The sequence below is a fragment of the Saccharothrix variisporea genome, assembly GCF_003634995.1.
GTDB lineage: Bacteria > Actinomycetota > Actinomycetes > Mycobacteriales > Pseudonocardiaceae > Actinosynnema > Actinosynnema variisporeum.
Genome location: NZ_RBXR01000001.1, coordinates 6,446,015 through 6,469,680 on the forward strand (window position 1 = coordinate 6,446,015; position 23,666 = coordinate 6,469,680).

General features: G+C 72.4%; 22 protein-coding genes. 9 read left to right on the top strand and 13 right to left on the bottom strand.

Annotated features, from left to right (window positions below; translation table 11 throughout):
• Positions 1-19: 19 nt before the first annotated feature.
• The gene (locus DFJ66_RS29350; RefSeq protein WP_147459392.1) at positions 20-1,003 is read right to left on the bottom strand and encodes a YVTN family beta-propeller repeat protein; all 984 of its coding nucleotides are present in this window, start codon (positions 1,001-1,003) and stop codon (positions 20-22) included.
• Positions 1,004-1,017: 14 nt separating this feature from the next.
• Entirely contained in the window at positions 1,018-1,893 is an 876-nt protein-coding gene (locus DFJ66_RS29355; protein ID WP_147459393.1) for a hypothetical protein, read from the bottom strand.
• Positions 1,894-2,208: 315 nt separating this feature from the next.
• Here DFJ66_RS29355 and DFJ66_RS29360 point away from each other — a divergent pair, with 315 nt between their 5' ends.
• The 4 genes from DFJ66_RS29360 (at position 2,209) to DFJ66_RS29375 (ending at position 7,122) form a co-directional block, all read left to right on the top strand.
• Complete coding sequence (locus tag DFJ66_RS29360; RefSeq protein WP_121225824.1) at positions 2,209-2,880, top strand: metalloregulator ArsR/SmtB family transcription factor; 672 nt, start codon at positions 2,209-2,211, stop codon at positions 2,878-2,880.
• Positions 2,881-2,989: 109 nt separating this feature from the next.
• On the top strand, positions 2,990-5,764 hold the full coding sequence (locus DFJ66_RS29365; RefSeq protein ID WP_121225826.1) for an RICIN domain-containing protein: 2,775 nt from the start codon (positions 2,990-2,992) through the stop codon (positions 5,762-5,764).
• A gap of 69 nt (positions 5,765-5,833) precedes the next feature.
• Positions 5,834-6,361 (top strand): SigE family RNA polymerase sigma factor, encoded by a 528-nt coding sequence (locus tag DFJ66_RS29370; RefSeq protein WP_121225828.1) that lies wholly within the window; start codon positions 5,834-5,836, stop codon positions 6,359-6,361.
• Positions 6,358-7,122, top strand: coding sequence for a hypothetical protein (locus tag DFJ66_RS29375; RefSeq protein WP_121225830.1), 765 nt, complete (start codon positions 6,358-6,360; stop codon positions 7,120-7,122). Before DFJ66_RS29370 ends, DFJ66_RS29375 begins: the two co-directional genes overlap by 4 nt.
• Before the next feature lie 151 nt (positions 7,123-7,273).
• Here the strand turns inward: DFJ66_RS29375 and DFJ66_RS29380 are convergent, their stop codons facing one another.
• From DFJ66_RS29380 to DFJ66_RS29390, 3 genes are all read right to left on the bottom strand, one after another.
• The gene (locus tag DFJ66_RS29380; RefSeq protein WP_121225833.1) at positions 7,274-7,588 is read right to left on the bottom strand and encodes a helix-turn-helix domain-containing protein; all 315 of its coding nucleotides are present in this window, start codon (positions 7,586-7,588) and stop codon (positions 7,274-7,276) included.
• A 106-nt stretch (positions 7,589-7,694) separates the two neighbouring features.
• Positions 7,695-8,180, bottom strand: a complete 486-nt coding sequence (locus tag DFJ66_RS29385; protein ID WP_121225835.1) for a carboxymuconolactone decarboxylase family protein — start codon at positions 8,178-8,180, stop codon at positions 7,695-7,697.
• Positions 8,181-8,260: 80 nt separating this feature from the next.
• Positions 8,261-8,971, bottom strand: a complete 711-nt coding sequence (locus DFJ66_RS29390; RefSeq protein ID WP_121225837.1) for a TetR/AcrR family transcriptional regulator — start codon at positions 8,969-8,971, stop codon at positions 8,261-8,263.
• A gap of 100 nt (positions 8,972-9,071) precedes the next feature.
• Here DFJ66_RS29390 and DFJ66_RS29395 point away from each other — a divergent pair, with 100 nt between their 5' ends.
• Both DFJ66_RS29395 and DFJ66_RS29400 read left to right on the top strand, forming a co-directional pair.
• Positions 9,072-10,574 carry an MFS transporter gene (locus DFJ66_RS29395; protein ID WP_121225840.1) on the top strand — a complete coding sequence of 501 codons (1,503 nt, stop codon included), beginning with the start codon at positions 9,072-9,074 and terminating at the stop codon, positions 10,572-10,574.
• Between the two features lie 116 nt (positions 10,575-10,690).
• On the top strand, positions 10,691-11,029 hold the full coding sequence (locus DFJ66_RS29400) for a DoxX family protein (protein WP_121225842.1): 339 nt from the start codon (positions 10,691-10,693) through the stop codon (positions 11,027-11,029).
• A gap of 3 nt (positions 11,030-11,032) precedes the next feature.
• Here the strand turns inward: DFJ66_RS29400 and DFJ66_RS29405 are convergent, their stop codons facing one another.
• The 5 genes from DFJ66_RS29405 to eccCa all read right to left on the bottom strand — a co-directional run bounded on the left by DFJ66_RS29405 (position 11,033) and on the right by eccCa (position 18,354).
• The gene (locus tag DFJ66_RS29405) at positions 11,033-12,145 is read right to left on the bottom strand and encodes a hypothetical protein (protein WP_211351366.1); all 1,113 of its coding nucleotides are present in this window, start codon (positions 12,143-12,145) and stop codon (positions 11,033-11,035) included.
• 10 nt (positions 12,146-12,155) lie between these two features.
• Complete coding sequence (locus DFJ66_RS29410; RefSeq protein ID WP_211351367.1) at positions 12,156-12,653, bottom strand: hypothetical protein; 498 nt, start codon at positions 12,651-12,653, stop codon at positions 12,156-12,158.
• Positions 12,650-13,948: a hypothetical protein gene (locus DFJ66_RS29415; RefSeq protein ID WP_121225844.1), complete on the bottom strand. Its 1,299-nt coding sequence runs from the start codon at positions 13,946-13,948 to the stop codon at positions 12,650-12,652. The genes DFJ66_RS29410 and DFJ66_RS29415 overlap by 4 nt, the downstream gene beginning before the upstream one ends.
• Positions 13,948-14,316: a hypothetical protein gene (locus DFJ66_RS29420; protein ID WP_121225846.1), complete on the bottom strand. Its 369-nt coding sequence runs from the start codon at positions 14,314-14,316 to the stop codon at positions 13,948-13,950. The genes DFJ66_RS29415 and DFJ66_RS29420 overlap by 1 nt, the downstream gene beginning before the upstream one ends.
• Positions 14,317-14,403: 87 nt before the next feature.
• Entirely contained in the window at positions 14,404-18,354 is a 3,951-nt protein-coding gene (gene eccCa, locus DFJ66_RS29425; RefSeq protein WP_121225848.1) for a type VII secretion protein EccCa, read from the bottom strand.
• Between the two features lie 320 nt (positions 18,355-18,674).
• Here eccCa and DFJ66_RS29435 point away from each other — a divergent pair, with 320 nt between their 5' ends.
• Positions 18,675-19,007, top strand: a complete 333-nt coding sequence (locus DFJ66_RS29435) for a WXG100 family type VII secretion target (RefSeq protein WP_121225850.1) — start codon at positions 18,675-18,677, stop codon at positions 19,005-19,007.
• Between the two features lie 28 nt (positions 19,008-19,035).
• Positions 19,036-19,329, top strand: a complete 294-nt coding sequence (locus DFJ66_RS29440; protein WP_121225852.1) for a hypothetical protein — start codon at positions 19,036-19,038, stop codon at positions 19,327-19,329.
• Between the two features lie 513 nt (positions 19,330-19,842).
• Here the strand turns inward: DFJ66_RS29440 and mycP are convergent.
• The gene (gene mycP, locus DFJ66_RS29445) at positions 19,843-21,120 is read right to left on the bottom strand and encodes a type VII secretion-associated serine protease mycosin (protein ID WP_121225854.1); all 1,278 of its coding nucleotides are present in this window, start codon (positions 21,118-21,120) and stop codon (positions 19,843-19,845) included.
• A gap of 84 nt (positions 21,121-21,204) precedes the next feature.
• On the opposite strand from mycP, the gene DFJ66_RS29450 reads away from it, so the two are divergent.
• Positions 21,205-21,615, top strand: coding sequence for a hypothetical protein (locus DFJ66_RS29450; protein WP_147459394.1), 411 nt, complete (start codon positions 21,205-21,207; stop codon positions 21,613-21,615).
• Here the strand turns inward: DFJ66_RS29450 and DFJ66_RS29455 are convergent.
• Complete coding sequence (locus DFJ66_RS29455) at positions 21,602-22,852, bottom strand: sensor histidine kinase (RefSeq protein ID WP_121225858.1); 1,251 nt, start codon at positions 22,850-22,852, stop codon at positions 21,602-21,604. The two genes, DFJ66_RS29450 and DFJ66_RS29455, sit on opposite strands and share 14 nt — an antisense overlap.
• Positions 22,849-23,511: a response regulator transcription factor gene (locus DFJ66_RS29460; protein WP_211351368.1), complete on the bottom strand. Its 663-nt coding sequence runs from the start codon at positions 23,509-23,511 to the stop codon at positions 22,849-22,851. Before DFJ66_RS29460 ends, DFJ66_RS29455 begins: the two co-directional genes overlap by 4 nt.
• Positions 23,512-23,666: the final 155 nt, after the last annotated feature.

The window sequence follows — 23,666 nt, forward strand, 5'->3', positions numbered from 1 at the left end:
TGGCCCCGTCGCGCCGGGGTCAGTGGCGGGCGAGGGTGATGACGGACAGGGTGTTGGAGCCCGAGTTGGTCACCAGGACGTAGTGGTGGCCCGGGCCGGGGGCGGACCAGTGGGCGTCCAAGCCGACCGGGACCTCGCCGAGCACCTTGTTGGTGCGGGTGTCGAAGGTGACGACCTTGCCCGGCTTGGTGCCGTCGCCGGCGTTGACCACGTAGGCGATCCGGCCGCCCGCGGCGAGGGTGATGCCGCGGGGTTTCTGACCGACCGGGATGGTGGCGGTGACCGCCCGGGTTCGGACGTCCACCACCGACACCGTGCCGGCGATGGTGTTGCTGATGTACGCCGTGCGGTTGTCGGGGGTGATCAGGACGCCGCGGGGTTCGTCGCCCACGGGGATGGTGTGGGTGGCCTTGTAGGTGGCGGTGTCGACGACGGAGACCGTGTCGGCGTCGGAGTTGGCCACCCAGGCGTTGCGGCCGCCGCTGGTGAAGTGGATGCCGCGGGGGGCGTCGCCCACCGGGATGGTGTGGGTGACGGACTGGGTCCGGGTGTCGATGACGTACACCGCGTCCGAGCCGGTGCTGCTGACCCAGACCTCGCGGCCGTCGGGCCGCAACGCCGCCAGGCGCGGGGCGTCGCCCACCGGGATGGTCTTGACGACCGTGCGGCGCGCGGTGTCGATCACGGACACGTCGTCCGAGTCGCGGTTGGAGACGTACGCGTGGCGGCCCGGTCGGTCGAAGGCGATGCCGTACGGGAAGGTGCCCACCGGGATGGTGGCGACCTCCTCGCGGCGGGCCGGGTCGACCACCGAGACGGTGTTCGAGCCGCCGTTGGCCACGTAGACCGTGCGTTGGTCGGGCGTGAACACGACCATCCTGGAGTTCGCGCCGATCGGGATGGTGCCGAGCTCGACCGGCTGACCGGTCGTGCCGCCGGCCGCGGCGGTGGCCGGCGACGCGACGAGTGCCGCGGCGGTGACGAGGGGGAGCAAGCGACGCAAGAGAGGTCCTTAGGCTAGACGGTGGATCGGGTGCGCAGTCGGTGCAGGGCCGCCGCGTACAGGCCCGCGCCGATCACGAGTGCGACCGGGAGCACGTAGTCGCCGTCGCGCTCGACGAATTGGAACCATTCCTGCCCCACCAGCGGGCGGAGCAGTTCGGTGACCAGCTTCCAACCCAGCACGAACCACAGCAGCGGTTTCGCCGGGCGGGCCAGGACGGCGAGGCCGAGCACGATTTCGAACGCGCCGAAGATCGCCATCAGGTGTGCCGAGTCGACCGCGGGGCCGTCGACGCCGAAGAAGGCGAAATACTTGTAGAAGTACTTCTTGTGCTCGAACAACGCGAATCCGCCGTGTCCGATCAGCAGCAGCGCCAAACCGCCCCGGGCGGCCCAGTGCGACCACACCAGCGCGCGGTCGGACACCCGCTCCGGCTCGGTGCCCGGCGTGAACCAGCGGCGCAGCGACCACCCGCCGCCGCCGACCAGGACGAGCAGTGCCAGCGGCATGCCGTAGTTGCCGCCGCGCTCCAGGAACTCCCACCAGCCCTCGCCCACGGTGGGCCTGAGCAGGGCGGTGAACACGCCCCACACCGTGGCGTGCAGCAACACGACGCGCAACGGGAAGAACAGCACGACCAGGCCGACCAGGACGTCGACCGACCCCGTCACGTACATCAGCCAGCCGACGGCGGTGTCGGCGGAGATGCCGAACAGGTCGTAGTAGGGCAGCCACGCCCGCGACCGGCTCAACCCGGCCCAGCCGTGGCCCAGGTATTCCACCGCTACGCCGAGGCGCAGCAGCCAGTACAACTTCGTCAAGGTGGACGACTGCGCCCAGCGCTGTGCCGGCGAGGCGCTCGGCGTGCCTACCGCTTCTTTCGTGGTCACGGATCCCCCGATTGCCGTGGGTGGATTGGCTCGACCGCTTTGAAAGTACGCATCCCAGGCTGTTTGGGAATCGGCGGCAAGAAGTAATGTGAACTGCTCCGGATGGCATGTCCGAAAGAGATCTAAATTGTTTTTTGGCGCAGGTTTCCGCCGGTTTTTCGGCCGAGGGGAACGGCCGTGTGGTCGTCCGCCGCGCCGGCGTGCCGGTGCGGGTGTCGCGAGGGTGGGTCCGCTGGGGGTGGCCCTGGGCGCCTCCGGTGCTCCATGGTGTGGACGGCCTTGCCCCACCCAAGCACCTCAGCGAGGATTGCCTCAATGGAAATCGAGAAGAACCTTCGGGCGCGCGCGGCGGTGCACCACGCGCTGTCCGACCCGGTGCGCCTGGGGATCGTGGACCTGCTCGCGATCGGCGACCGGTCACCGGGCGAGCTCGCGGCCCGCTTCGGCCTCACGTCCAACCTGCTCGCCCACCACCTCAAGGTGCTGCGCGAGGTCGGCCTGGTGGAGCGCACCAGGTCCCACGCCGACGGGCGGCGCGCCTACGTCCGGCTCACCCCGGAACCGCTGCACGGCCTGCACACCACGCCGACCGTGACCGCGCCCCGGGTCGTGTTCGTCTGCACCCGCAACGGCGCCCGCTCACCCCTCGCCGCCGCCGTCTGGAGCACCCGCAGCCCCATCCCGGTCACCTCCGCCGGCACCCACCCCGCCACCCGGGTCAACCCCCGCGCCCTGGCCACCGCCGAACGCCACGGCCTGGTCCTGGAGCGCGAGACCACCGCCCACGTCCGCGACGTCGTCGCACCGGACGACCTGGTGGTCGCGGTCTGCGACGGCGCGTTCGAGGAGCTCGGGCCCGCCGACCGGCACGTCCACTGGTCGGTCCCCGACCCCGGACCGGTGGACACCGACGAGTTCTTCGAGGACGTCTTCACCGAGCTCGCCCGCCGCGTCGACCGGCTCGCGGAGATCGCGCACCGGCCGTAGGACGAGATCGGCGGGAATCGGCGGAAACCTTTCCGGCGGCAGCGGCAACTCGAGGGCAGAACGCCGCCCTGAGCCGTGCGCGAGGCACGGCCGAGTCGAGGAGTGCTGCATGAGTGAGACCGGGGCCACCGGTGTCCGGCGGGTGCGTCGGAGCGGTGGCGCGGCCGGGCCGGAGGGTGGCGCGGCGCGTCGGAGCGGTGGCGCGGCCGGGTCGGACCGAGGCGCGGCGCGTCGGAGCGGTGGCGCGGCGCCGCGGGGGCGGTGGCGCTGGGCGGCGATCGGGACGATCGTCGGTGTGCCCACGCTGGTCGCCCCGCTCCTGCTGTTCACCGGGGGCGACGACCCGGAGCCGGTGACCGTGGACGCCACCGCCTACTACCAGTTCGTCTCCGTCCGCAGCGGCAACGCGCTGGACGTGGCCGGGGCGGACAGCGCGGACGGCGTCCGCATCCAGCAGGAGAAGCGCGCCGACGACGCCGCGAGCCAGCAGTGGCGGCTCAAGCCCGTGGACGCCGACTTCTACCAGTTCGTCAACCAGAACAGCGGCAAGGTCCTGGGTGTGCGCAGCGGTGCGACGGCGCAGGCGAACGTCGAGCAGCAGTCGGACGTCGGCGCGCCCACCCAGCAGTGGAAGCTGGTCGAGGTCGACGGCGGCGCGGTGAAGATCGTCTCGCGGGCCAGCGGCCTTGTGCTGTCGGTGGACGACGGTCCGGACGGTCAGGCCGTCGTCCAGTCCGCCGACCGGGGTGGCACCGACCAGCAGTGGCAGCCGGCCAAGACCACCAAGCCCGCCAAGCCCTCGGCTCCCGTGGTCGCGCCCAGGCCGGTGCCGAGCACGTCTTCCACACCCTCCGCGCCGCCGCCGCCGAGCACCGGTTCCGGCCCGTACACCTGGCGGAACGTCCAGATCGCGGGCGGCGGTTTCGTCACCGGGTTCGTCTTCAACCCCACCCGCGAGGGCCTGCTGTACGCGCGCACCGACATGGGCGGCGCGTACCGGTGGGACGGCGGCAAGTGGGTCCCGCTGACCGACTGGGCGGCGGACTGGAACCTGCTGGGCATCGAGAGCGTGGCGACCGACCCGGTCGACCCCGACCGCCTGTACCTCGCCACCGGCACCTACACCAACGACTGGGCGGGCAACGCCGCCCTCCTGCGCTCCACCGACCAGGGCCGGACGTTCCAGCGCACGGACCTGCCGTTCAAGCTGGGCAGCAACGAGGACGGCCGGTCGATGGGCGAGCGGCTCGCGGTCGACCCGGCCGACCACCGCACGCTCTACCTCGGCACCCGCAGGAACGGGTTGTGGCGCAGCACCGACTACGGCGTCACCTGGAGCCAGGTCGCCGGGTTCCCGGTCAAGGACGGCGGCAGCAGCGGGGTCGGCCTGTCGTTCGTGACCTTCGGACCGGCCGGGACGGTGTACGTGGGCGTCGCCGACAAGACCACCTCGCTGTACCGGTCGACGGACGGCGGCACCACGTGGCAGGCCGTGCCCGGCCAGCCCACCGGGCACCTGCCGCACCACGGCGTCCTGTCCGGTGACGGGTCGCTGTACGTCACCTACACCGACGCCCCGGGCCCCAACGGGGTGAAGGCCGGTTCGGTGTGGAAGCACACGCCGTCCACCGGGACCTGGAAGGACGTCTCGCCCGTCCCCGGCACGGGTTTCGGCTTCGCCGGGCTGGCGGTGGACCCGCAGCGGCCGTCCACGGTGATGGTGACGACCCTCGACCGGTGGTGGCCCTCGGACGAGCTGTACCGCTCGACCGACGGTGGCGACACGTGGAAGGCGCTGGGCGAGACGTCCGTGCGGGACGCTTCCGGCGCGCCGTACGTCGGCACCGGCATCGGCCACTGGATGGGTGCGCTGGCCATCGACCCGTTCGACTCCGGGCACGTCATCTACGGCACCGGGGCGGGTCTGTGGGCCAGCAACGACGTGACGGCGGCGGACCGCGGTGCTCCGACGCACTGGTCGATTCCCGTGCAGGGCCTGGAGGAGACGGCCGTGCTGGGCCTGGTCACGCCGCCCGGCGGCAAGCTGATCAGCGCGCTGGGTGACGTCGGCGGGTTCCGGCACGACGACCTGGACCAGGTGCCGGCCGGGGCCGCGTCCGGACCGCGGTTCACCAACACCACCGGCATCGACTTCGCGCAGGCCAAGCCGAACGTCGTCGTGCGCGTCGGTTACGGCAGCGAGGAGCGCGGCGCGTACTCCACCGATGGCGGTGTGACGTGGCGGCCGTTCGCCGGGTCGCCGGTGAGCGCGGCGGGTGGTGGTGCGGTGGCGATCTCGGCCGATGGCGGCACCGTGGTGTGGACGGCGTCGGGGCAGGTCCCGCACGTGTCCACCGACTGGGGCAAGACGTGGAAAGCGTCCTCGGGCCTGCCCTCGGGCACGGCCGTGGTGGCCGACCGGGTGACGGCGAGCGCGTTCTACGCGCTCAGCGGCGACACCCTGTACGCCAGCAGCGACGGTGGGCGGAGCTTCACCGCTCGGGCGCGCGGGCTCGCCGGTGGACGTCTCAAGGCGGGTCCCACCGGTGACTTGTGGATCGCAAGCCACAACGGGCTCGTCCGCTCGGTCGACGGCGGGGCGAGCTTCGCGAAGGTGGGCGGCGTCGAGAACGCCGACGCGGTCGGGTTCGGCAAGGCCGCGCCGGGTGCCCGTCAGCCCGCGCTCTACCTCAACGGGACGGTCAACGGCGTGACCGGGATCTTCCGCTCGATCGACGGCGGTGCCGCGTGGGTGCGGATCAACGACGACCGGAACCGGTTCGGCGGCGGCGTCGGCGGGGTCATCTCCGGCGACCCCGACGTGTACGGGCGGGTCTACCTGGGCACCAACGGCCGCGGGGTGCTGGTGGGTGAGCCGTCCTGACCGACCGGGTCACTGGTACGTTGCCGCCTCGCGAGGGGCGCAGGGGTAGGGAGAGGTCAGCCGAGCGACATGCTCCTCGATGACACGTCGGCGGAGTTCCACGCCTTCTTCGAACGGCACTACGCCGAGCTGTCCCGGCTGGCCTACCTCCTCACCGGGGAGCCCGACGCCGCCGACGACCTCGCCGCCGACGCGTTGATCGCGTTGTGGCAGCGGTGGGACCGGCTGCGCGGGGCCGAGCACCCGGTGGCGTACGCGCGCGGCGTGGTCGCGAACCTGGCGCGGGAACGCATCCGGAGTGCGACGCGGGAACGTCGCCGGGTGGCGTTGTTCTGGTCGCACCGGCCGCAGCAGGCGCACGGCCCGGACGTGGCCGCCGTGGTGGACGTGCGGGCGGCGTTGGACCGCTTGCCGTTCCGCAAGCGGGCGTGCGTGGTGCTGCGGCACGCGTTCGACCTGTCGGAGAAGGACACCGCGCTGGCGCTGGGCATCTCGGTCGGCGCGGTGAAGAGCCAGACCTCCAAGGGTCTGGCGGAGCTGGAACGCTTGCTCGGCGCGCGGGCGGCGGACGTCGTGGCGGGGAGGGGGAATCGGTGAACGACGAGATCGGCAGGCGGTTGCGCGAGGCCGCCCAGGAGCACCAGCCCGACCGCGCCCGGATGCTGGCCCGCGTGCAACGCGGCACGGCCGGCACCACGCACGGCGTGGTCGGTGCCCGGACGGCGGGCATCGGCCGCTCGTGGCCCCGGGTGGCCTTCGCCGGCCTTGCCGCCGCGGGGATCGTCGCCGTCGCGGGCATCGCGGTCGCCGCCATCCTCCCCGAAACACCACCCAAGCCCGACACCGCGATCACCCTGTCGAGCCCGCACCCCACCTCCAGCACCACGGAACCGGCCCCGCCCGCGCAACCGACGCAACCGAACCGCACGACCACCGCCCGGGCGACGCCGGACGCCCCGCCACCCCTCGGCGACTCCGCCGGTCCGCTGACGTCGAGGGGCACGATCGACCCGCACAGCCACGCGTTCTGGACCCAGAACACCCTCACCCTCACCACCACCCAGCCGCTCACGGCGCTCACCGTGGAACTGCGCGTCAAGCAGACCGGCGGCGTGGAGAGCACGGGCCAGTGGCAGACCGGCCCGACCGACGACTTCACCATCGCGGTGGAGGAACTCGACGGCACCGTCCTCTACCGCTGGACCCTCAAACCAGGCCACGCGGTCCCGGCGGCGGACCACGCCTTCGCGGCCCAGTACAACCACACCGCCAACCGCACCCCCCAGGCCGACACCTACACCGTCCACGCCACCACCGCCGACGGCACCTTCACGGTCCAGGGCACCTTCAAGGGTTAGCTCGAGTCGGCGGGGGGACGGGGGTGACCCCGCCGACGCCCGTGCGGGCCTCGGCGGGGTGGTGGCACTGGCGCCCGGTGTGGGCGGTTGTGCCCAGCGCGGGCGGCGTGTGCCGGGTGCGGGCGGTTGGGTCCGGTGTGGGCGGTTGTGGCTAGCGCAGGCGGCGGGACAGTTCGGCGAGGATCTCCCTGTTCGTCAAGGTGGTCGGGGTCGGGGTTCGGGTGCGGAGGTGGGCTTCGGCTTCGGTCAGGACGTCGGCGGCCACCAGGACTTCCAGCACGGTGACGTCGAGGGCCTTGGCCAGGGTGCGGGCCGTGGGGACGTTCAGGGAACCGCCTCGCCGCCAGCCGGAGATGCAGCTGCGGGCCACGCCGGTGCGGCGGACCAGGTCGCCGGGGGTCAGGCCCCGGTTGGCCAGGTGTGTCTCGATGAACGTCCACAGCTTGGGTTGGGGGTTCGTGGTCACACCGGGAGTCTAGTCCTGAGCACGGGTCGTCCGCTGCGCGCAGCGGACGTTGTCACCCGATCGAGTGTGGACATGAGGGGCGGGGGAGGCCCGCCCCACCGGGGCATCAGGCCTGCTTGGTCCACTGTTCGGCCGGGGACACGCCCGGCAGGGGCTTGCCGATCACGGCCAGGGGCACGAAGAAGTTGACCTGGCCGATGGCGACCGCCAGTGCGGCGATGCCCGCCTCGTCGTAGTGCTCGGCCACCTCGGCGTACAGGGCGTCGGGCACGCGCTCGCCCTGTGCGGACGGCTGGAGGACGGCCTCGACCAGGGCCAGGGCGGCGCGTTCGGCGGGGGTGTAGTACGGCGCGTCGCGCCAGGTCGCGACGCCGGCGATGCGCTCCTCGGTGTCGCCGGCGCGGCGCAGGGTGGTGGTGTGCAGGGCGGTCAGGTAGGTGTTGCCGACGATCTGGCCGGCCCGCAGCTGGAGCAGGCCGATCGTGGTCCGCGGCAGCGGGCCGGTGCCGGTGGCCGCGAACAGCGCCTTGGAGATGTCCTTCAGGGCCGGGACGAGGTCCTGCGGGTTGGACAGGCGCGAGGTGGTCGACATTGCGGTGTTCCTTCCGTGTTGGCTACGTCTGGCTGACGTACCGCGCGGCGGGGATGTGACCGCTGTGCCGGAAGAATTTTTCAGGGCAGTGCGGCGGCCAGTCCGTCGAGGACCCGGTCGAGCCCGTAGGTGAAGGTCTCGTCGCGGGCGTGTGCCGGGTCGGCCTCCGCGTACGACGTCAGTTGCTGCCGCATGTGCGGGTACTCGGCGGCGGCCTGCTCGATCGCCGGGCGCAGGTCGGTGACCAGGTCCTGTTCGGTGCGCCCGCTGCGGGCCAGGGTGGACAGCCACGCGGCCTCGCTGATGCCGACGCCGATGACGTAGGCCATCACCGTGCTGATGGCGTGGTTTGCCTCGTCCGGCGGGAACCCGGCGGCCTGGAACAGCGACAGCATCCGGTCGCTCAGCCGCATCACGTTGGGGCCCAGGTAGGCCAGGCCGACCTGCCCGAGCAGGGTCGCGGTCCACGGGTGCCGCAGGATCATCGACCGCACGCTGTGCGCGCACGTGGTGGCGGCGGCCCGCCACGCCGCCGGGTCACTGATCTCCGGCACCTCGATCTCGCCGTACACCTCGTCCACGACCAGTTCGACGAGCTCGTCGCGGTTGGCCACGTGCCGGTACAGGGAGGTGGCGCCCGCGTCCAGCCGCGCGCCGAGCTTGCGCATGGTCAGCGCGTCGACGCCTTCCGCGTCCAGCAGGGCGACGGCCTCGGCCACGATCTGCTGCCTCGTCAGCGCCGGCTGGTCCCGCTGCCTGCGGGTTCGGGTCCACACCGAGGGGATCTCCATGCTCGCCAGCCTAGCGCACGCGGTGCGCAGTTGCGTACAGCGTTCCGCTCTGCGTACAGTGTGCGCATCGACGGAACGGTGTTCGCAAACTGGAGGGGTCATGGCGGGAACGGTGGATCCACGCAGGTGGTTCGTGTTGGCGGTGCTCTGCCTGAGCACGTTGGTGCTGGTCGTGGACAACATGGCGCTCAACGTCGCCGTGCCCGCGCTGACCACCGACCTCGGGGCGAGCGCCCAGGACGTCCAGTGGATCCTGGACTCCTACATCCTCGTGTTCGCGGGCCTCCTGCTCACCGCGGGCAGCCTGTCCGACCGGTTCGGCCGCCGCCGGGTGCTGGTGATCGGCCTGGTGCTGTTCGGCGCGGGTTCCCTGTTCGGGGCGTTGGCCTCGACGTCGGTGCTGCTCATCGCGGCCCGCGTGGGGATGGGCGTCGGCGGCGCGCTGATGATGCCGAGCATGCTGTCGATCCTCATCACCGTGTTCGACGAGGAGGAACGCCGCAAGGCGATGGCGGTGTGGAGCGCGGTCGCGACGCTGGGCCTGATCGGCGGCCCGATCCTGGGCGGCCTGCTGGTCGACTGGTTCTGGTGGGGCGCGGTGTTCCTGGTCAACGTGCCGATCGTGGTCGTGTCGATCGTCGCCGCGCTGGCGTGGATGCCCGAGTCGCGCGGCCCGTGGCGCAAGCCCGACCCGCTGGGCGCGGTCCTGTCGGTGGTCGGCCTGACCGCCCTGATCTGGATGATCATCGAGTTGCCGAAGAACGGTCTGGCGCACCCCGGCACGCTGGCCGCGCTCGCCGTCGCCGTGGTGGGGCTGGGTGGGTTCGTGGTGTGGGAGGCCCGCGTCGAGTCGCCGATGGTGCCGCTGGGCCTGTTCCGCAACCGCAACTTCAGCGGCGGCAGCCTCTCGCTGACGCTGGTGCAGATCGGCAACGGCGGCCTGCTGCTGGTCGTGACGCAGTACCTCCAGTTCGTGCTCGACTACACGCCCATGCAGGCCGGTCTGGCGCTCATCCCGATGGCCGTGGCTTCCTTGCTGTGCAACGGGTTCGCGGCCACCCTGGGTGCGAAGACGGGTAACCGGGTGTTGGCCGTGATCGGTCTGGTGGTCGTCGCCGGCGGGTTCGGCGTGCTGACCACGCTGGAGCCGGGCGCGGGGTTCCTGCCGCTGGGCATCGCGGTCGCGCTGCTCGGCGCGGGTGGCGGTCTGGCGATGCCGGCGGCGGTGTCGGCCCTGATGGGCGCGGTGCCGCACGAGCACGCCGGCGTCGGGTCCGCGCTCAACGACACCATCCAGCAGGCCGGCGCGGCGCTCGGCGTGGCGATCCTGGGCAGCGTGCTGTCCGGTGCCTACTCGGCCGCCATGCCGGAGTCGGCGCCCGAGGGCGCGCACCGGTCCATCCAGGACGCCTTCGCGGTGGCGGCGGCGACCGGTGACGCGGGGCTGGTGTCCACCGCGCGGGACGCCTTCACCACGGCGATGTCGGTCAGCTTCGTGGCGGCGGCGGTCGGGGCGCTGGCGGGTGCGGTGCTGTCGCTGGTGATGATCCGCGACCGGAAGCGGGAAGCCGTGGCGGAGGAGGAGTTGGCCGGCGTGGCTTGATCGGGGGGCGGGGTGTGGGCGGCGACACATCGGTGTCGCCGCCCTTCCGTCACATCCGGGACCCGAGCGGGGTCGTGGGGGTGAAGGAGCAAGGAAACCGTTGAAGGAGTTGCGCCATGTCGACCACCTACGTCGTCGTCACCGTCCTCGGAGCGTTCCTGGCCGGGTTCTCGGCCGTGTCGGTGTTCACCGGTGCCAAGTGGGTCGTGGAGCCGCTGGCCGACTACGGCGTGCCGCGTTCGTGGTGGACGTGGTTGGGGGTCGCCAAGGCGCTGGGAGCGGTCGGTCTGCTGGCCGGGTTGGTCGTGCCGGCGCTCGGCGTCGCCGCCGCGGTCGGGCTGGTGCTGTACTTCACCGGGGCGGTGGTCACGGTGCTGCGGGCGAAGTCGTACGGGCACGTCGTGTTCCCGCTGATCTACATGGCCCCCGCGGTCGCCGTCCTGGTACTGGCCTGACGTTCAGCGGGACGCGCGGTCCCGGATGAACTGCCACAACTCCTCGTCCAGCGGCTGCCCGGCGTACCGGGGAGCCGCGGGCGACGGGGTGTCGCCGGACCGGCCGCGCAGGGTCTCCGGCACGCCGTCGGTCGGTTCGGTGCCGCGGCGGGTGGTTCGCGACCGGCCGGTCCGGCTGTCGCTTGTGGACGGTCGGAGGGTGCCGTTCCGCTGGGCACCGTGGGGCGGGGTCATGGGCGGCATCGTCGGGGTAGTGCCGGTCGTCCCGCCCGCTTTGACGGTGTTGGTGGTCGGCTCGGGTCGCTTGCCGGCGGGACGGGCCAGGGGCAGGCCGGTCGCCGAGGTCGTCGGGAGGACCGGGAGCGGTCCGCCGGACAGGGTCGGCGCGCCGCCGGTCCCGGGCACGCCGCCGCCGGTCGGGAGCGACGGCGGTGCGGGTGCCGTGGTGACGCCGGCCAGGGACAGGTCGCTGCCGGGGAGGTCCGGGAGGCTCGGGAGCGAGACGTCCGGCAGTGCCGCTCCCGCCGCCGAGGACGCCAGGCCCTGCAAGGACGTTGCCGCGCCGAGCACGGCGGTGGCGGCCTCCACGTCGTCCTTGGACACGGTCGGCAGCTCGGGCAGCACGTCACCGGGCGACTTGATGCCCGCCGCCGAGCACACCGTCAGCATGGACATGTCGAACTGCCCGCCCAGCGCGGTCATCCGGGTGCCCGCGGCCTGCTGGAACGCGACGGCCAGCCCGGCGGTGAAGGGGTTGGAGATGGCCGCCAGGTAGCCCTCGTAGAGCGCGGAGACGGTCTGCATGGTCTCCGGGATCGCGGCGGCCAGCGTGGTGAGCGTCTCGGACACCCTCGAGGCGTCGATCCGCTCGCCCCACATCTTCAGCTCGGCGTCGGAGCGCTGGAACTTCTCCTCCAGCTCCCGGCCCGCCTGGTCGGTCCAGGAGGGGGCGAGGTCCTGGGCGCGGGTGTGCAGCTCGACGCGGGCGGACTCGATCCACGTGCGGACCTCGGTCCACATGCGGGCGGCGTCGACCAGGACCGGGACGTTGGCCTGCTCGGCGGTGATCATCGCGACGTGCGCCTCGATGGGCAGCGCGTTGTAGGGGACGGCCACGGGGCGCTCCTCAGGTGGCGGGCCGCGGGTCGGCGGCGGTGGTCGTGGCGGGCTGGGTGGCGGGCTGGGTGGCGGCACCGGCGTCGGGCTGGGCGGCGGCGTTGGGCTGCGAGGTGGCGTTGGGTTGAGAGGTGGTGTCGGGTTGGGTGTCGCCGCCGAAGTGGGTGGCGGAGAGTTGCTGGAGCGTGTCGATGCCCTTCTGGGCGAACTCCGCGCCGGCCGACACCAGGCCCGCCATCGACGCCACGTCGGCGGCCGTGTAGGTGGCGGCGGCGGTCGAGGCCTTCACGCCGAACGTGACGAACTCCTCGGTCGTCTTGGCCAGGAACTCGGCGGCGGCGGCCGTGGCCGCCTTGTCCAGCACGGACATCGCGATGCCCTCGAACAGCCCGCTCAGGTTGGGTGGCGTGCCCAGCCGTCCCAGGGACGGCGGCAGCGGGGGCGCGGTGAGCCGTTGCGCGAACAGGCTCATCGCGGTGGTGTCCCCCTCGATGCGGTCGGTGGTCATAGTGCCCCTCCTCGGCGTCCGGCCCGGTGGTCCGGCTCGTGGTGCTCTTCGTGGACCTGCCACAACTCCTCGTCCAGCAGGCGCTGAGGGCCGGTGTCCCCGCGCGGTCGGGACACCGGCGCGGTCCCGGTGTGCCCGCGCCCGGTTCGTCCGCGCAGGGCGACACCGGGGGTGGTGTCCCGCTTGCGGGCGCGGGTCCGGCCGTTGTCGGTGGGGTGCTCGGCGGCACCGGGGCGCACCCCGCCGGAGCGCGTGGTCGCCGACTGCGGCGGGTACACCGGCGGCATGGTCGGGGCGCCGGAGACGGCCTTGGCGACGCGTGCGGCCTGAGCGGTGGCGGGTGGGGCGGCGGCGATCGGCACACCGGAGGTCGGTGGCGCGGTCGTGGCTTGCGGTGCGGAACCTCCCGTCCCGCCGCCGGCCTCGCCGAGGCTCGCTGGTTCCAGCCCGGCCAGGGCCAATCCCGGGTCCGCCGTGATCGGGTCGCCGATCAGCGTGGACGGGTCGAAGGTCGTCGGTTCCGGCACTGACGTCCCGGTGCCCATGAGCTGCTGTGCGGCGTCACTCAGGGCGCTCACGGCCTTCGCCACATCCGCGAGAGATGCGGTGTCCGAAGTGGACGGCTTCGGCTCGGCGGGTGTGGAAGGTGTCGTGGGCTCGGTGGGGTTCGGGACCGTGGCGGGCTCGGGCGAAGAGGGTGACGAGGGGGACGGGCCGCCGGTCGGTGAACCGGGGTCCTGGGTGCCGCGGGAGGGCAGGACGTCGCGTGGGCCGTCCCACACTGGACCGACCGCCGTCTCGATGGCCCGCTGGGTGGTGCCGTAGAGGGCGGCGAGCGCGTCCATGGCCTGGCCGGCGTTCCGACGGGCCTGCGGTTCGAGGATGACCTGGAAGTGCAACGGCAGGGTGGACCAGCCGTCGTGGATGGTCTTGACCGACGTGTAGGTGCGCCCGATGGCCGTGACCAGCTCCTTGAGCCGGTCCGCCACGCCCGAGGTGCTGATGCTGCCGGGCCGCAACGGCGTGACCATCGTCAGGACGGTGCGCGGCGGCCCCGACCACGACCACAGCGTCGACGCGCTGAGCTTCACCCGTTCCTCGAGCAGGGCGCCCGCACTGTCCTGCCAGGTCCCGCGCAGCTGGCCGACGTAGGACGTCAACGCTTCGTGCTGGTGCTCGATCCAGTCGCGCGCTTCGGTCCACATCTGCGCGGCGGCGGCCAGCGCGGGCGCGTGGTGCTCGTGCTCGACGGTGATCATCCGCAGCTGGTCGGCCAGGCTGAACTGCTCGTACATCAGTCCTCCGCCGGGGGCAGGAGAGCGGGCGACACGTCCGGCACACCGTCGCCGCGGTGGGTCCGCAGCACGTCGAGCATCGCCCGCCGCGCGGTGTCGTCGGCGCCCAGGTAGGCGCGCCCGGACGTGTGGGCGAAGTGCGCGTACCCGGCGAACCCCTGCTGGACCTGGGTGATGAACTCCCGGAGCCGCTGGGTGGACTGCCGGTCCGCGCTCAGCAGCGGGCCGCACTCCACCATCCCGCCCGCGCAGGCGGTCACGTCCTCGCGTGCGAAGGACGCCGCCGTGTCCCTGCCGGCGGTCATCAGGAGGTTCGAGGCGAAGAGGTTCAGCGCCTCCAGGCTGACTTGGGCCTGCTCGTCGGACATGGTCGCTCCATCCGGTTTTCTGGTGCCAGCCAAGCGGTTTCGGGGGACTGGCGGTGGGTGGCGGCAGGAAACGGCCGGCCGCGGGTGCTAGTTCCTCGGTGGGTGCCAGGCGAGTTGGACCAAGCCCTTGTGGCCTCGGCGGTCGATGAGCCAGCCCCGGCCCGGGGGCAGGACTTGAGCGCGCATTCCGCCCAGCAGCGGGCCTTCGTCGCGGTCGCCCGACATCATCAGGGCGGGTGTGCCGACCTCGCGGAGCCTGGCCAGGAAGGGCTCGAACAGGCCCCTGCCCGCGCCGCCGGTGCGGCGGGCCAGGACGACGTGCAGGCCGATGTCCGAACCCTGGGCCACCAAGGGCAGCAGGGGCATCAGCGGGTGTTCCTGGTGGGTGGCGACCATGTCGTAGTCGTCCACCAGCACGAAGATCTCCGGGCCCTTCCACCAGTTCCGCGCCCGCAGTTGTTCCGCGGTGACGTCCGGACCCGGGAGGCGTTGGGTCATCGCTTCCGCCACCTCGCCGAGCAGGCCGCGGCTGTGGGCGTCGTTGGTGCCGTAGCCCAGCAGGTGTTCCTCGGGGACCTCGTCCAGCAGGCTGCGGCGGTGGTCCACCAGGATGATCCGGGCCTGCTCGGGGGTGTAGGCGGCGGTGATGCGGTGGGACAACGCCCTCAGGAAGGACGTTTTGCCGGACTGGGTGTCGGCCAGCAGGAAGAAGTGCGGGTCGGCGGTGAAGTCCAGGCGGAGAGGGGACAGGTCCTTCTCGTGGATGCCCACGGCCAGGCCGGCTTCCGGACCGGTGAGGTCGTCCTGTGCGGGGAGTTCGGTCAGCGGGAGCACGCCGGGGAGCAGGCGGACGGACGGGGCGCGGTCGCCCTGCCAGGCGGTGGAGATGGACGTGACCAGGGCGCGCAGGGCTTCGGTGCCGTCGTCCGGGGTGGGCTTGCCGTCGATGCGGGGAAGGGCGATGAGCATCTGGTGGGCGCTCATGGAGATGCCCCGGCCGGGCGCGTCGGCCGGCACGCTCATCGCCGCCCGGCGGTCCACGACCGAGTCGATCGGGTCGCCGATGCGCAGTTCGAGCTTGCTGCCGAACAGGTCGCGGATGTTCATCCGCAGGTCGAACGACCTCGCCGCGCTCGCCACCACGTGCACGCCGTAGGACAGGCCGCGGGCCGCGATGTCGCCGACCGCCTCCTCCAGGTCGGCGAACTCGCCGCGCAGGGTCTGCCACCCGTCGATGACCAGGAACACGTCGCCGTGCGGGTGGTCGGGGAACCCGCCCTCGGCGCGCAGCCTGCGGTAGGTGGCCATGCCGTCGATGCCGTGTTCGGCGAACAGGCGTTCGCGGTGGGCGAGGACGGTGCCGACCTCGGCGACCGTGCGGCGGACCGCGCCGGTGGCCAAGCGGCCGGACACGCCGCTGACGTGCGGCAGGTCGGCCAGGGCGGCCAGGGCGCCGCCGCCGAAGTCCAGGCAGTAGAACTGGACCTCGCGCGGGGTGTGGGTGAGGGCCAGCGCGGTGACGAGGGTGCGCAGGGTGGTGCTCTTGCCGGTTTGCGGTGCGCCGAGGACCAGCACGTGGCCGGCCGCGCCCGACAGGTCGAGCACCAGCGGGTCCCTGCGCTGCTCGAACGGGCGGTCCACCAGGCCCAGGACGGGTTTCAGGTCGCCTTCGCCCGCGGTGAGGCCGCGGTGGGGGTCGACCGTGATCGGGGGGAGCAGGGCGTCGAGGGTGGGGGACTCCCCGAGGGGCGGCAGCCACACCTGGTGGGCGGGGGTGCCGCGGCCGGTCAGGCGGTCCACGAGGATGTCGAGCAGGGTTTCGCCCACGGCGTCCTGGTCGGCCTCCGGGGCGGACTCCTCGACCTCCACGTCCGGTGCGATGTAGGAGGTGGTGAACTCGTGCAGCACGAAGCGGTCGGCGTTGGTCTGTGGTGCGGTGGGGCCGGTGTGGCGCTGGTGCACGCCGGACACGTACGCGGCTCGGAAGCGTTCCATCGGGTCCATGCCGACCTTGAGGAAGCCGTGCCCGGGAGCGCGCGGGAGTTGGAACGCGTCCGAAACGCCCAGGACCGCTCGGCTTTCCAGTTCGGAGAACGTCCGCAGGCCGATCCGGTACGACAGGTGGGTTTCGAGGCCGCGCAAACGCCCCTCTTCGAGGCGTTGGGAGGCGAGGAGGAGGTGTACGCCCAGGGAACGGCCGACACGTCCGATTTGGACGAACATGTCGATGAAGTCCGGCTTGGCGGAGAGCAGTTCGGAGAACTCGTCGCAGATGACGAGGAGGGTGGGCACCTCCGGGAGCGGGGCGCCGGCGGCGCGGGCCTTCTCGTAGTCGCGGAGGGACGAGAAGTTGCCGGCGGCGCGCAGCAGCTCCTGGCGGCGGATCAGCTCGCCGTTGATGGCGTCGGTCATCCGGTCGACCAGGTGCAGCTCGTCGGCGAGGTTGGTGATCACGGCGCTGGTGTGCGGCAGGGCGTCCAGGCGGGTGAAGGTGGCGCCGCCCTTGAAGTCCACCAGCGCGAAGTTCAGGGAGCTGGGCGGGTGGGTCACGGCCAGCGCCAGGACCAGCGTGCGCAGCAGCTCCGACTTGCCGGAGCCGGTCGCGCCGATCAGCAGGCCGTGCGGACCCATGCCGTCCTGCGCGGACTCCTTGAGGTCCAGCTCGATCGGCGTGCCGTCGCCGCGGATGCCGTACTTGACCCGCAGCCGGTCGCGGTTGGGGCGCGGCACCCACGTGTCGTCCGGGTCGAACGCGTACGGGTCGCCCAGGTCCAGCAGGTCGGCCAGGCCCAGCTCGGCGGTCATCGGCGCGTCGCCGCGCACGCCCGCGGTCAGGCGCAGCGGCGCGAGCTGCCGGGCCAGGCCTTCCGCGGCTTGCGGGCCGAAGGCGTCGGCCACGCCCAGGGGTGACGTGCCGTCGGTGGTTTCGGCGGTCAGCTCGCCGTCGGCGGTGACGTCCAGCACGACGGTGGTGCGGTCCGGTGTGCGGGGTGGGGTGGTGGTGAGGTCCACGACCGTGACGCCCTCGACGCCACCGCCGGTCATCAGGTGACCCGAACCGGCGACCGAGCCGCCGTCCAGCAGCACGACGAGGTGTGGTCCGGGTGAGCGGGTGTCCACCTCCGGGTCGAACCGCGGGCGCTTGGCCAGTTCCTCCTCCAACATGGACTCCAGCGCGGGCACGGTCGCCGCGACCAGCCGCAGCGGACCGAGGGCGTCGGTGCGCTCGGGGTGCAACGCGTGCGGCAGCCACTTCAGCCACTCCCAGTCGGGTCGGCGCTCCTCGTCCGCGCACACCGCGATCCGCAGGTCCTCCGGCGACTGGAGCGTGGCGAGCTGGGCGACGAGGGACCGGGCCAGGCCGAGGGCGGCGGTGCGGTCGCCGCGCAGGTGGACGCGGCTGAACCCGTTGACGGCGATGGCGACCGGCAGGCGGTCCACGGAGGCGTAGGTGGTGATGAACCGGCGCAACGCCAGCGCGGACAGCGGCTCCAGCTCCTCCAGCGGTTTCGTGTCCGGTGCGACCACCGCCGTGGTCGGGGTCTGCGCGCCCCGGCCGATCCGGGCGACGCCGAAGTCCGCGTCGTCCCGACGCCGCTCCCAGAGTCGGTGGCTCCCGACCAGCGACCACAGCGACCCGGGTTCCGGGTGCAGGTACTCCATGACCGCGCGCTGCCGCCGCACCGACCGCCGCAGCCGCAACCGGTGCTGGGCCAGGTGCCGCAGGTAGTTGCGGCGGGCGTGCCCCATCTCCCGCTTGCTCGGGCCGCCGCCCTGCACCAGGCCCATGGCGACCATGCCCAGCATGCCCACGCCCATCAGGCCGTAGACGACGAACCGGATCTGCCCGGTCATGCTGCCGGAGAACAACAGGATCGTCGCGCCCATCATGGCCACCATCGGCAGCACGGTGAACAGCTGCGCCCACTGCCGTCCGGGCGGGGGCGGGATCTCCGGCGGGGGCTGGAGGATCAGCTCACCCGCCGGCATCTCCGGCGCGGGCACGCGGGCCGGCCTCTTCACCACGACAGTCGCCATGACACCGAATGGTCGGCGCGGGTCATCGGTTGCGCGGGGTCGTGGCAGGAACGCGCCACGGGGCGGTGGAGGTGTGGTGCGGGGCGGTGGCAGGAACGCGCCACGGGGCGGTGGAGGTGTGGTGCGGGGCGGTGGCAGGAACGCGCCACGGGGCGGTGGAGGTGTGGTGCGGGGCGGTGGCAGGAACGCGCCACGGGGCGGTGGAGGTGTGGTGCGGGGCGGTGGCAGGAACGCGCCACGGGCGGTTTCGCGGGGTGAGGCGGACATAGCGTGCTGATCGGGGCCGACCCAGGCCTTCACTGGCAGAGAGGGGAGTGCCGATGGCCGGCAACTATCTCCACGGCGAGACCGAGGGCCTGCTCGGTCTGTCGAACAACACCGGGGCGCACGCCGAGGAGATCGGCAACAACAGCGTCGCGCTGGGCAACCACAACGCCCAGCTCGCCGGGACCAGCTGGACCGGGACCGCGCACGCGGCGTTCGCCTCGGTGGAGGAGGCGCGGCTGGGCGACAGCCAGCGGCTCACGAACATGTTGCAGCAGCAGGCCGACAACACCCGCGTGGTCGCGAACCTGTACGAGTCGGTCGACGCCGACAGCAACCAGGTCGTCGGCGGCGTGAGCTTCGGCATCGCGTCCGTCATCAACGGCTGAGCGACCGAGCACCGGAAGGGGATCGAGCATGACCGAGATCAGGATGGTGTTCGACACCATCGCCGGCGCGGTGAGCCAGATGCAGAACACCGCGAGCCAGAACATCGACGCCGCCAGCCAGCAGTTCCGCTACGTCCAGGACGCGGTGGGCTCGTACTTCACCGACGCGGCGGGCTCCGAGCTGGACGTGACGCAGGGGATCTGGTCGAAGTACGCCGACCAGCACGACCAGGCGGTGCTCCAGCAGGCCCAGGCGACCGACACTGCCAAGGAGCTGATGCGGGACGCGTTGGAGCAGGCCCGGCGAACCGTGGCGAGCTGAGCCGGCGCGGCGGACCGCGGTGAGCTGAGCGGTTGGCGTGGTGGCAAGGAGAAGGCCCCGGCGGTGCTGCCGGGGCCTTCTCGGCGGTGTGATCTTGAGAGCGCGTAGCGCGTTCGAGAGTGCGTGGCGCGTTCGAGAGCGCGTAGCGCGTTCGAGCTCAAGGAGAGCGGAGCGTGTCCGGTTGGAGAAGCGCGAAGCGGGGGCTTGGGAGCGGAGCGTCGAGTCTAGAGATCAAAAGAGCCTCGCCGGCGGGCAGGCCGCCAAGGATGACCAACTGCAACAGCGGGGGCTTCTTGCTTTTGTCATCCCCGCATGGCCTGGCGGAGCCAACCACGCTTTGCCAGGGTTGCCAAGAAAATTTTGCTCGTTCCTCACAAAATTTTGTTGTCAACCCTGGCAAAGCGCGGTAGCCCTTCGGGCAGGCCATACGGGGATGACAAAAGCAAGAAGCCCGAGTTGCGCTGTGTCCTACCCGGTGGACTGCCGCTCGCCGGCTTCGCTGGGGCGGAAGGCCTAGGTTTCGGTGACCAGGAAGGTTTGTTCGGGCGGTTCGACCACGGGCGGTCGGGAGGGCAGGGGCGTGGACCAGGTTGGTTGCCAGCGGCGGCGGCGGCCGTGTCGGTGGACCAAGGCTGACAGCGCGACCGCTACGACCGCCGCCAAGGTCACGGCCGCGCCCCACTTTGCGGTGCTTCCGGTGGTGTGGAGCCAGTTCGCCTCGTCTAGCGCGGCCTGGTCGGGTGGGGTGGGTATGTGGGGTGGGAGGGTGGCGGGGTGGGTTGGGTCCAGGCCGTCGGTGACTGCTCGGTACGGGTCGACCAAGCCGGCGCCGTACGCCGGGCTGGCCTGGCCGCCGCGTGCCGGGTTGGCGGTGGCCAGGAGGCGTTGGGACACTTGGGTCGCGGTGAGTTCCGGCCACGCCGCGCGGACCAGGGCGGCGGTGGCGGAGACGAAGGGGACGGCGAAGCTTGTACCGTCCACATAGGAGTGTCCGTCGACGCGGGTGGGGGCGACGACCTGGCTGCCCGGGGCGACCAGGTCCACGTACGTGCCGATTTGCGAGCCGGTGAACCTTGCGCCGTTGATGTCGATCGCGCCTACGCCCAGCACGCCGTCGTAGCCCGCTGGGAAGGACGGTAGTTCGGTGGTCTCGTCGCGTTGGCCGTTGCCGACTGCGGCCACGACCAAGGCGTCCTTGCCCACCGCGTACGCCACCGCCTCGCGCACCACGGGGTTGTCGTCGAAGCCCGCCAGCGACAGGTTGACCACCTTGGCACCCATGTCCGCCGCGTACCGGATGCCGTCCGCCAGCACCCTCGGGTCGATGCGCAGCGACTCGCCCCGGTCGCCGATGTCCCGTTCACTCACCCGGACCGGCAGGATCTCCGCGTCCGGCGCGAGGCCGTGGAAACCGATGCCGGGCACCGGGTCGGCCGCGATGATGCCGGCGACCCCGGTGCCGTGTGACACGCAGTCGTACGCGGCTGAAGGCTCGCCGCGTACGAAGTCCCTGCCCTCGCGGACTTTGCCGGGGCGGGTGAGTTGGGGGTGGTCGGCGTCCACGCCGGAGTCCACGACGGCGACCAGCACTCCCGCGCCTCGGGTGCGCGGCCAGACTCGGCGCGGGTCCAGGAGCTGTTGTGCCCACGGCTGGTCCCGGATGGCGGGGTGGGCGGGCTCGGCGTTGTGGCATGCGCCGGGCGGGGGTGCTGCGGTTGCCGTGCCGGCCATTACGTGCAGGGCCACTGCGGCCAGCGCGGTCGTGAGCACGGAAAGCCCGTGTCGTTTCATCGCGCTCATGGTCGGATGGGCGGGGCAGGCGCGGGTGTGGCCTGGCCGCAAAAGGCCACTGCCGGAAGCCGTACCGTGGGGATCATGCGGGGGTGGGTGGGTCTCGTGGCGGGTGTGGTGGTGGTTGTGGCGGCGGTGGTGTGGCCGGCCGAGCCCGAACTGGTGCCGGTCGACGTGTCGGGGGACGTGACGATCGTCGGGGCGCTGGCCGTCGAACCCGCCGAGCCGGTTGCCGGGGACACGGTCGTGGTGAGGGCGACCCTCAGCGCGGATCGGGCGGTGACGCTGTCGAAGGTGGTCGTCCGGGTCGCGGACGAGAAGGGCACGGCCCGGGACTTCCCCGTGCTGGACGACGTCCGGCTGGACACCACGCCCCGGACGGTCGAGGCCTCGCGTCGGTTCGCCGCGCGGGGCACCCACACCTACTACCTGGCCTACCGGCGGGACGGTGACTGGGTCAGCCTGCCGCCGTGGCAGCGGTTCACGGTGCGATGACCGGCAGGCTCAGTTCGAAGATCGCGCCGCCCTCGTCCGCGTTGTAGACCGCCAAGCGACCGCCGTGCGCCTGCGCGACCCACCGCACGATGGACAACCCGAGCCCGGACGACCCGCCCGTGCTGGAGAACCGGTCGAACACCTCCTCGGCCAGCGCCGCGTCGATGCCCGGACCGTGGTCGGCCACGGTGACGGTGCCGCCGGCGACGGTGATGTGCACGAGGGCCTCTTCACCCGGCCGCCGCCCGTACCGCATGGCGTTGTCCAGCAGGTTCCCGATCGCGCGTTGCAGCAGTGCCGGGTCGGCGTTGACCTTGGTCGGCGCGGTCGTGACGGTGACCTGGGCGCCGTCGGTCGGCGTCTCCTCGACCACCCCGGCGACGAGTTGGTCCAGCCACACGGGCTGGATGGCCAACTGCTCCACCCCGGCGGCCAGGCGGGCGCGCACCAGGAGACCGTCGATGATCCCGCCCATGCGTGCCGCCAGCCGGACCGTGCGGGGCAGCAGGTCGGCGCGTTGGGTCGGGTTGTCCAGCGCGGTCTCGGCGAGGGCGCGCAGGGCGGCGACGGGGGTGCGCAGGTCGTGGGCGGTTTCCGCGAGCAGCACTTCCTGCTGCTGCAACGCGGCGGCGGCGGGGCGGATGGCGCGGCCGGACAGCACGTGCGCGGCCACGCCCAACCCGCCCACCAGGACCAGGCACCCGCCGACCACGAGCAGCACCAGGCGGTTGTGCGCGGCCTGGCGCGGTCGGGTGTCGGCGACGGCGACCACCGCGCCGATGTACTCCCGATCCGGGCTGAGCAGCGGTTCGGCCCGCACCCGGACCAGTTCGCCGCCGGTGCCGCGCTGGTAGCCGTCGACCACCCCGCCCCGTCGCACGGCGCTGGTGGCCAGCGAGCTGAGCACGGCGTTGTCCACGGGCACGCACACCCGCTTCGACACGTGCGCCTGGAACGGGGGTGCGCCGCCGGGCAGGATCGCGAACTGCGGGCAGCCCTGGTCGAGCTCGTCGGTGTTGACCAGGTGGAAGTTCACCGCGCGGTCGTAGACCACCAGCCGGCTGACCGCCGTGGTGACCCGGGTGAGCTGCGCGTCCAGCTCCGCCTCGCCCTGCCGGGAGTCGTCGAGCACGACCCACCAGGCGAACGCGACCAGCGCGATGGTGTTGGTGGCGGTGAACACGGCGGTCAGCACCCAGCGCAGCCGGCGCAGCCGGTCGGCCGCCGACCCGGTCACGGCGTGCCCACCAGGTACCCGCGCCCGCGCACGGTGTGGATCAGCTCGGGTTCGCCCAGCTTGCGCCGCAGCCGCCGCACCACCACGTCGACCACGTTCGCCGTGGGGTCGGTCCGGGAGTCCCAGCAGTGCTCGATCAGCTCGCCGCGCTCCACCGCCTGGTCGACCCGCGCCACCAGGTGTTCCAGCACGGCGAACTCCTTGGCCGACAGGGTTAGCAGCACCCCGCCGCGCCGCACCTCGCGCCGCGCGCAGTCCACCTCCAGGTCCGCGTGCCGCAGCACGGTGGGCCGCGCGCCCGACCGGCGGCACAGGTTGCCGACGCGGGCCGCCAGCTCCGCCACGGAGAACGGTTTGACCAGGTAGTCGTCACCGCCGTGCTCGAACCCGGCGACCCGGTCGGCCAGGGCGTCCCGGGCGGTCAGGAACAGCACGGGCACGCTCCACCCGGCCGACCTGCGGGCGTGCACGTAGTCCAGGGAGTCGCCGTCGGGCAGCATCCGGTCGAACACGACGCACGCGAAGTCGCCGCCGGCCAGCGCGCGGTCGGCGGAGGCGAGGTCCGGGGCGGCGTCGACGCGCAACCCCTCGGCGCGCAGCGCGGCCGACACCGCCACCCGCAGGTCTTCGTCGTCCTCGACGACCATCACCCGTGTCATCGAAACCTCATGTGTGCCGGTGCATGGTTGGCGCGCGGTTCGGCGTGCACCGGCTCGAACGCTAGTGCGCCGGCGAGCATAAACCACGGGGTCGGCCCGATCTGGCAGGAACCGGACGCGGCCGGTGGACCGTCCACTGTGGACGGTGCTAGGGG

Excerpts from the sequence above, each read along its gene's own strand:
- DFJ66_RS29435 (WP_121225850.1), top strand. The coding sequence starts at position 18,675 with ATGGCCGGCAACTATCTCCACGGCGAGACCGAGGGCCTGCTCGGTCTG.
- DFJ66_RS29370 (WP_121225828.1), top strand. The coding sequence starts at position 5,834 with ATGCTCCTCGATGACACGTCGGCGGAGTTCCACGCCTTCTTCGAACGG.
- DFJ66_RS29410 (WP_211351367.1), bottom strand. The coding sequence starts at position 12,653 with ATGACCACCGACCGCATCGAGGGGGACACCACCGCGATGAGCCTGTTC.
- DFJ66_RS29360 (WP_121225824.1), top strand. The coding sequence starts at position 2,209 with ATGGAAATCGAGAAGAACCTTCGGGCGCGCGCGGCGGTGCACCACGCG.
- DFJ66_RS29385 (WP_121225835.1), bottom strand. The coding sequence starts at position 8,180 with ATGTCGACCACCTCGCGCCTGTCCAACCCGCAGGACCTCGTCCCGGCC.
- DFJ66_RS29395 (WP_121225840.1), top strand. The coding sequence starts at position 9,072 with ATGGCGGGAACGGTGGATCCACGCAGGTGGTTCGTGTTGGCGGTGCTC.
- DFJ66_RS29420 (WP_121225846.1), bottom strand. The coding sequence starts at position 14,316 with ATGTCCGACGAGCAGGCCCAAGTCAGCCTGGAGGCGCTGAACCTCTTC.
- DFJ66_RS29460 (WP_211351368.1), bottom strand. The coding sequence starts at position 23,511 with ATGACACGGGTGATGGTCGTCGAGGACGACGAAGACCTGCGGGTGGCG.
- DFJ66_RS29365 (WP_121225826.1), top strand. The coding sequence starts at position 2,990 with ATGAGTGAGACCGGGGCCACCGGTGTCCGGCGGGTGCGTCGGAGCGGT.
- DFJ66_RS29450 (WP_147459394.1), top strand. The coding sequence starts at position 21,205 with ATGCGGGGGTGGGTGGGTCTCGTGGCGGGTGTGGTGGTGGTTGTGGCG.
- eccCa (WP_121225848.1), bottom strand. The coding sequence starts at position 18,354 with ATGGCGACTGTCGTGGTGAAGAGGCCGGCCCGCGTGCCCGCGCCGGAG.
- DFJ66_RS29400 (WP_121225842.1), top strand. The coding sequence starts at position 10,691 with ATGTCGACCACCTACGTCGTCGTCACCGTCCTCGGAGCGTTCCTGGCC.
- DFJ66_RS29440 (WP_121225852.1), top strand. The coding sequence starts at position 19,036 with ATGACCGAGATCAGGATGGTGTTCGACACCATCGCCGGCGCGGTGAGC.
- DFJ66_RS29415 (WP_121225844.1), bottom strand. The coding sequence starts at position 13,948 with ATGTACGAGCAGTTCAGCCTGGCCGACCAGCTGCGGATGATCACCGTC.
- DFJ66_RS29390 (WP_121225837.1), bottom strand. The coding sequence starts at position 8,971 with ATGGAGATCCCCTCGGTGTGGACCCGAACCCGCAGGCAGCGGGACCAG.
- mycP (WP_121225854.1), bottom strand. The coding sequence starts at position 21,120 with ATGAAACGACACGGGCTTTCCGTGCTCACGACCGCGCTGGCCGCAGTG.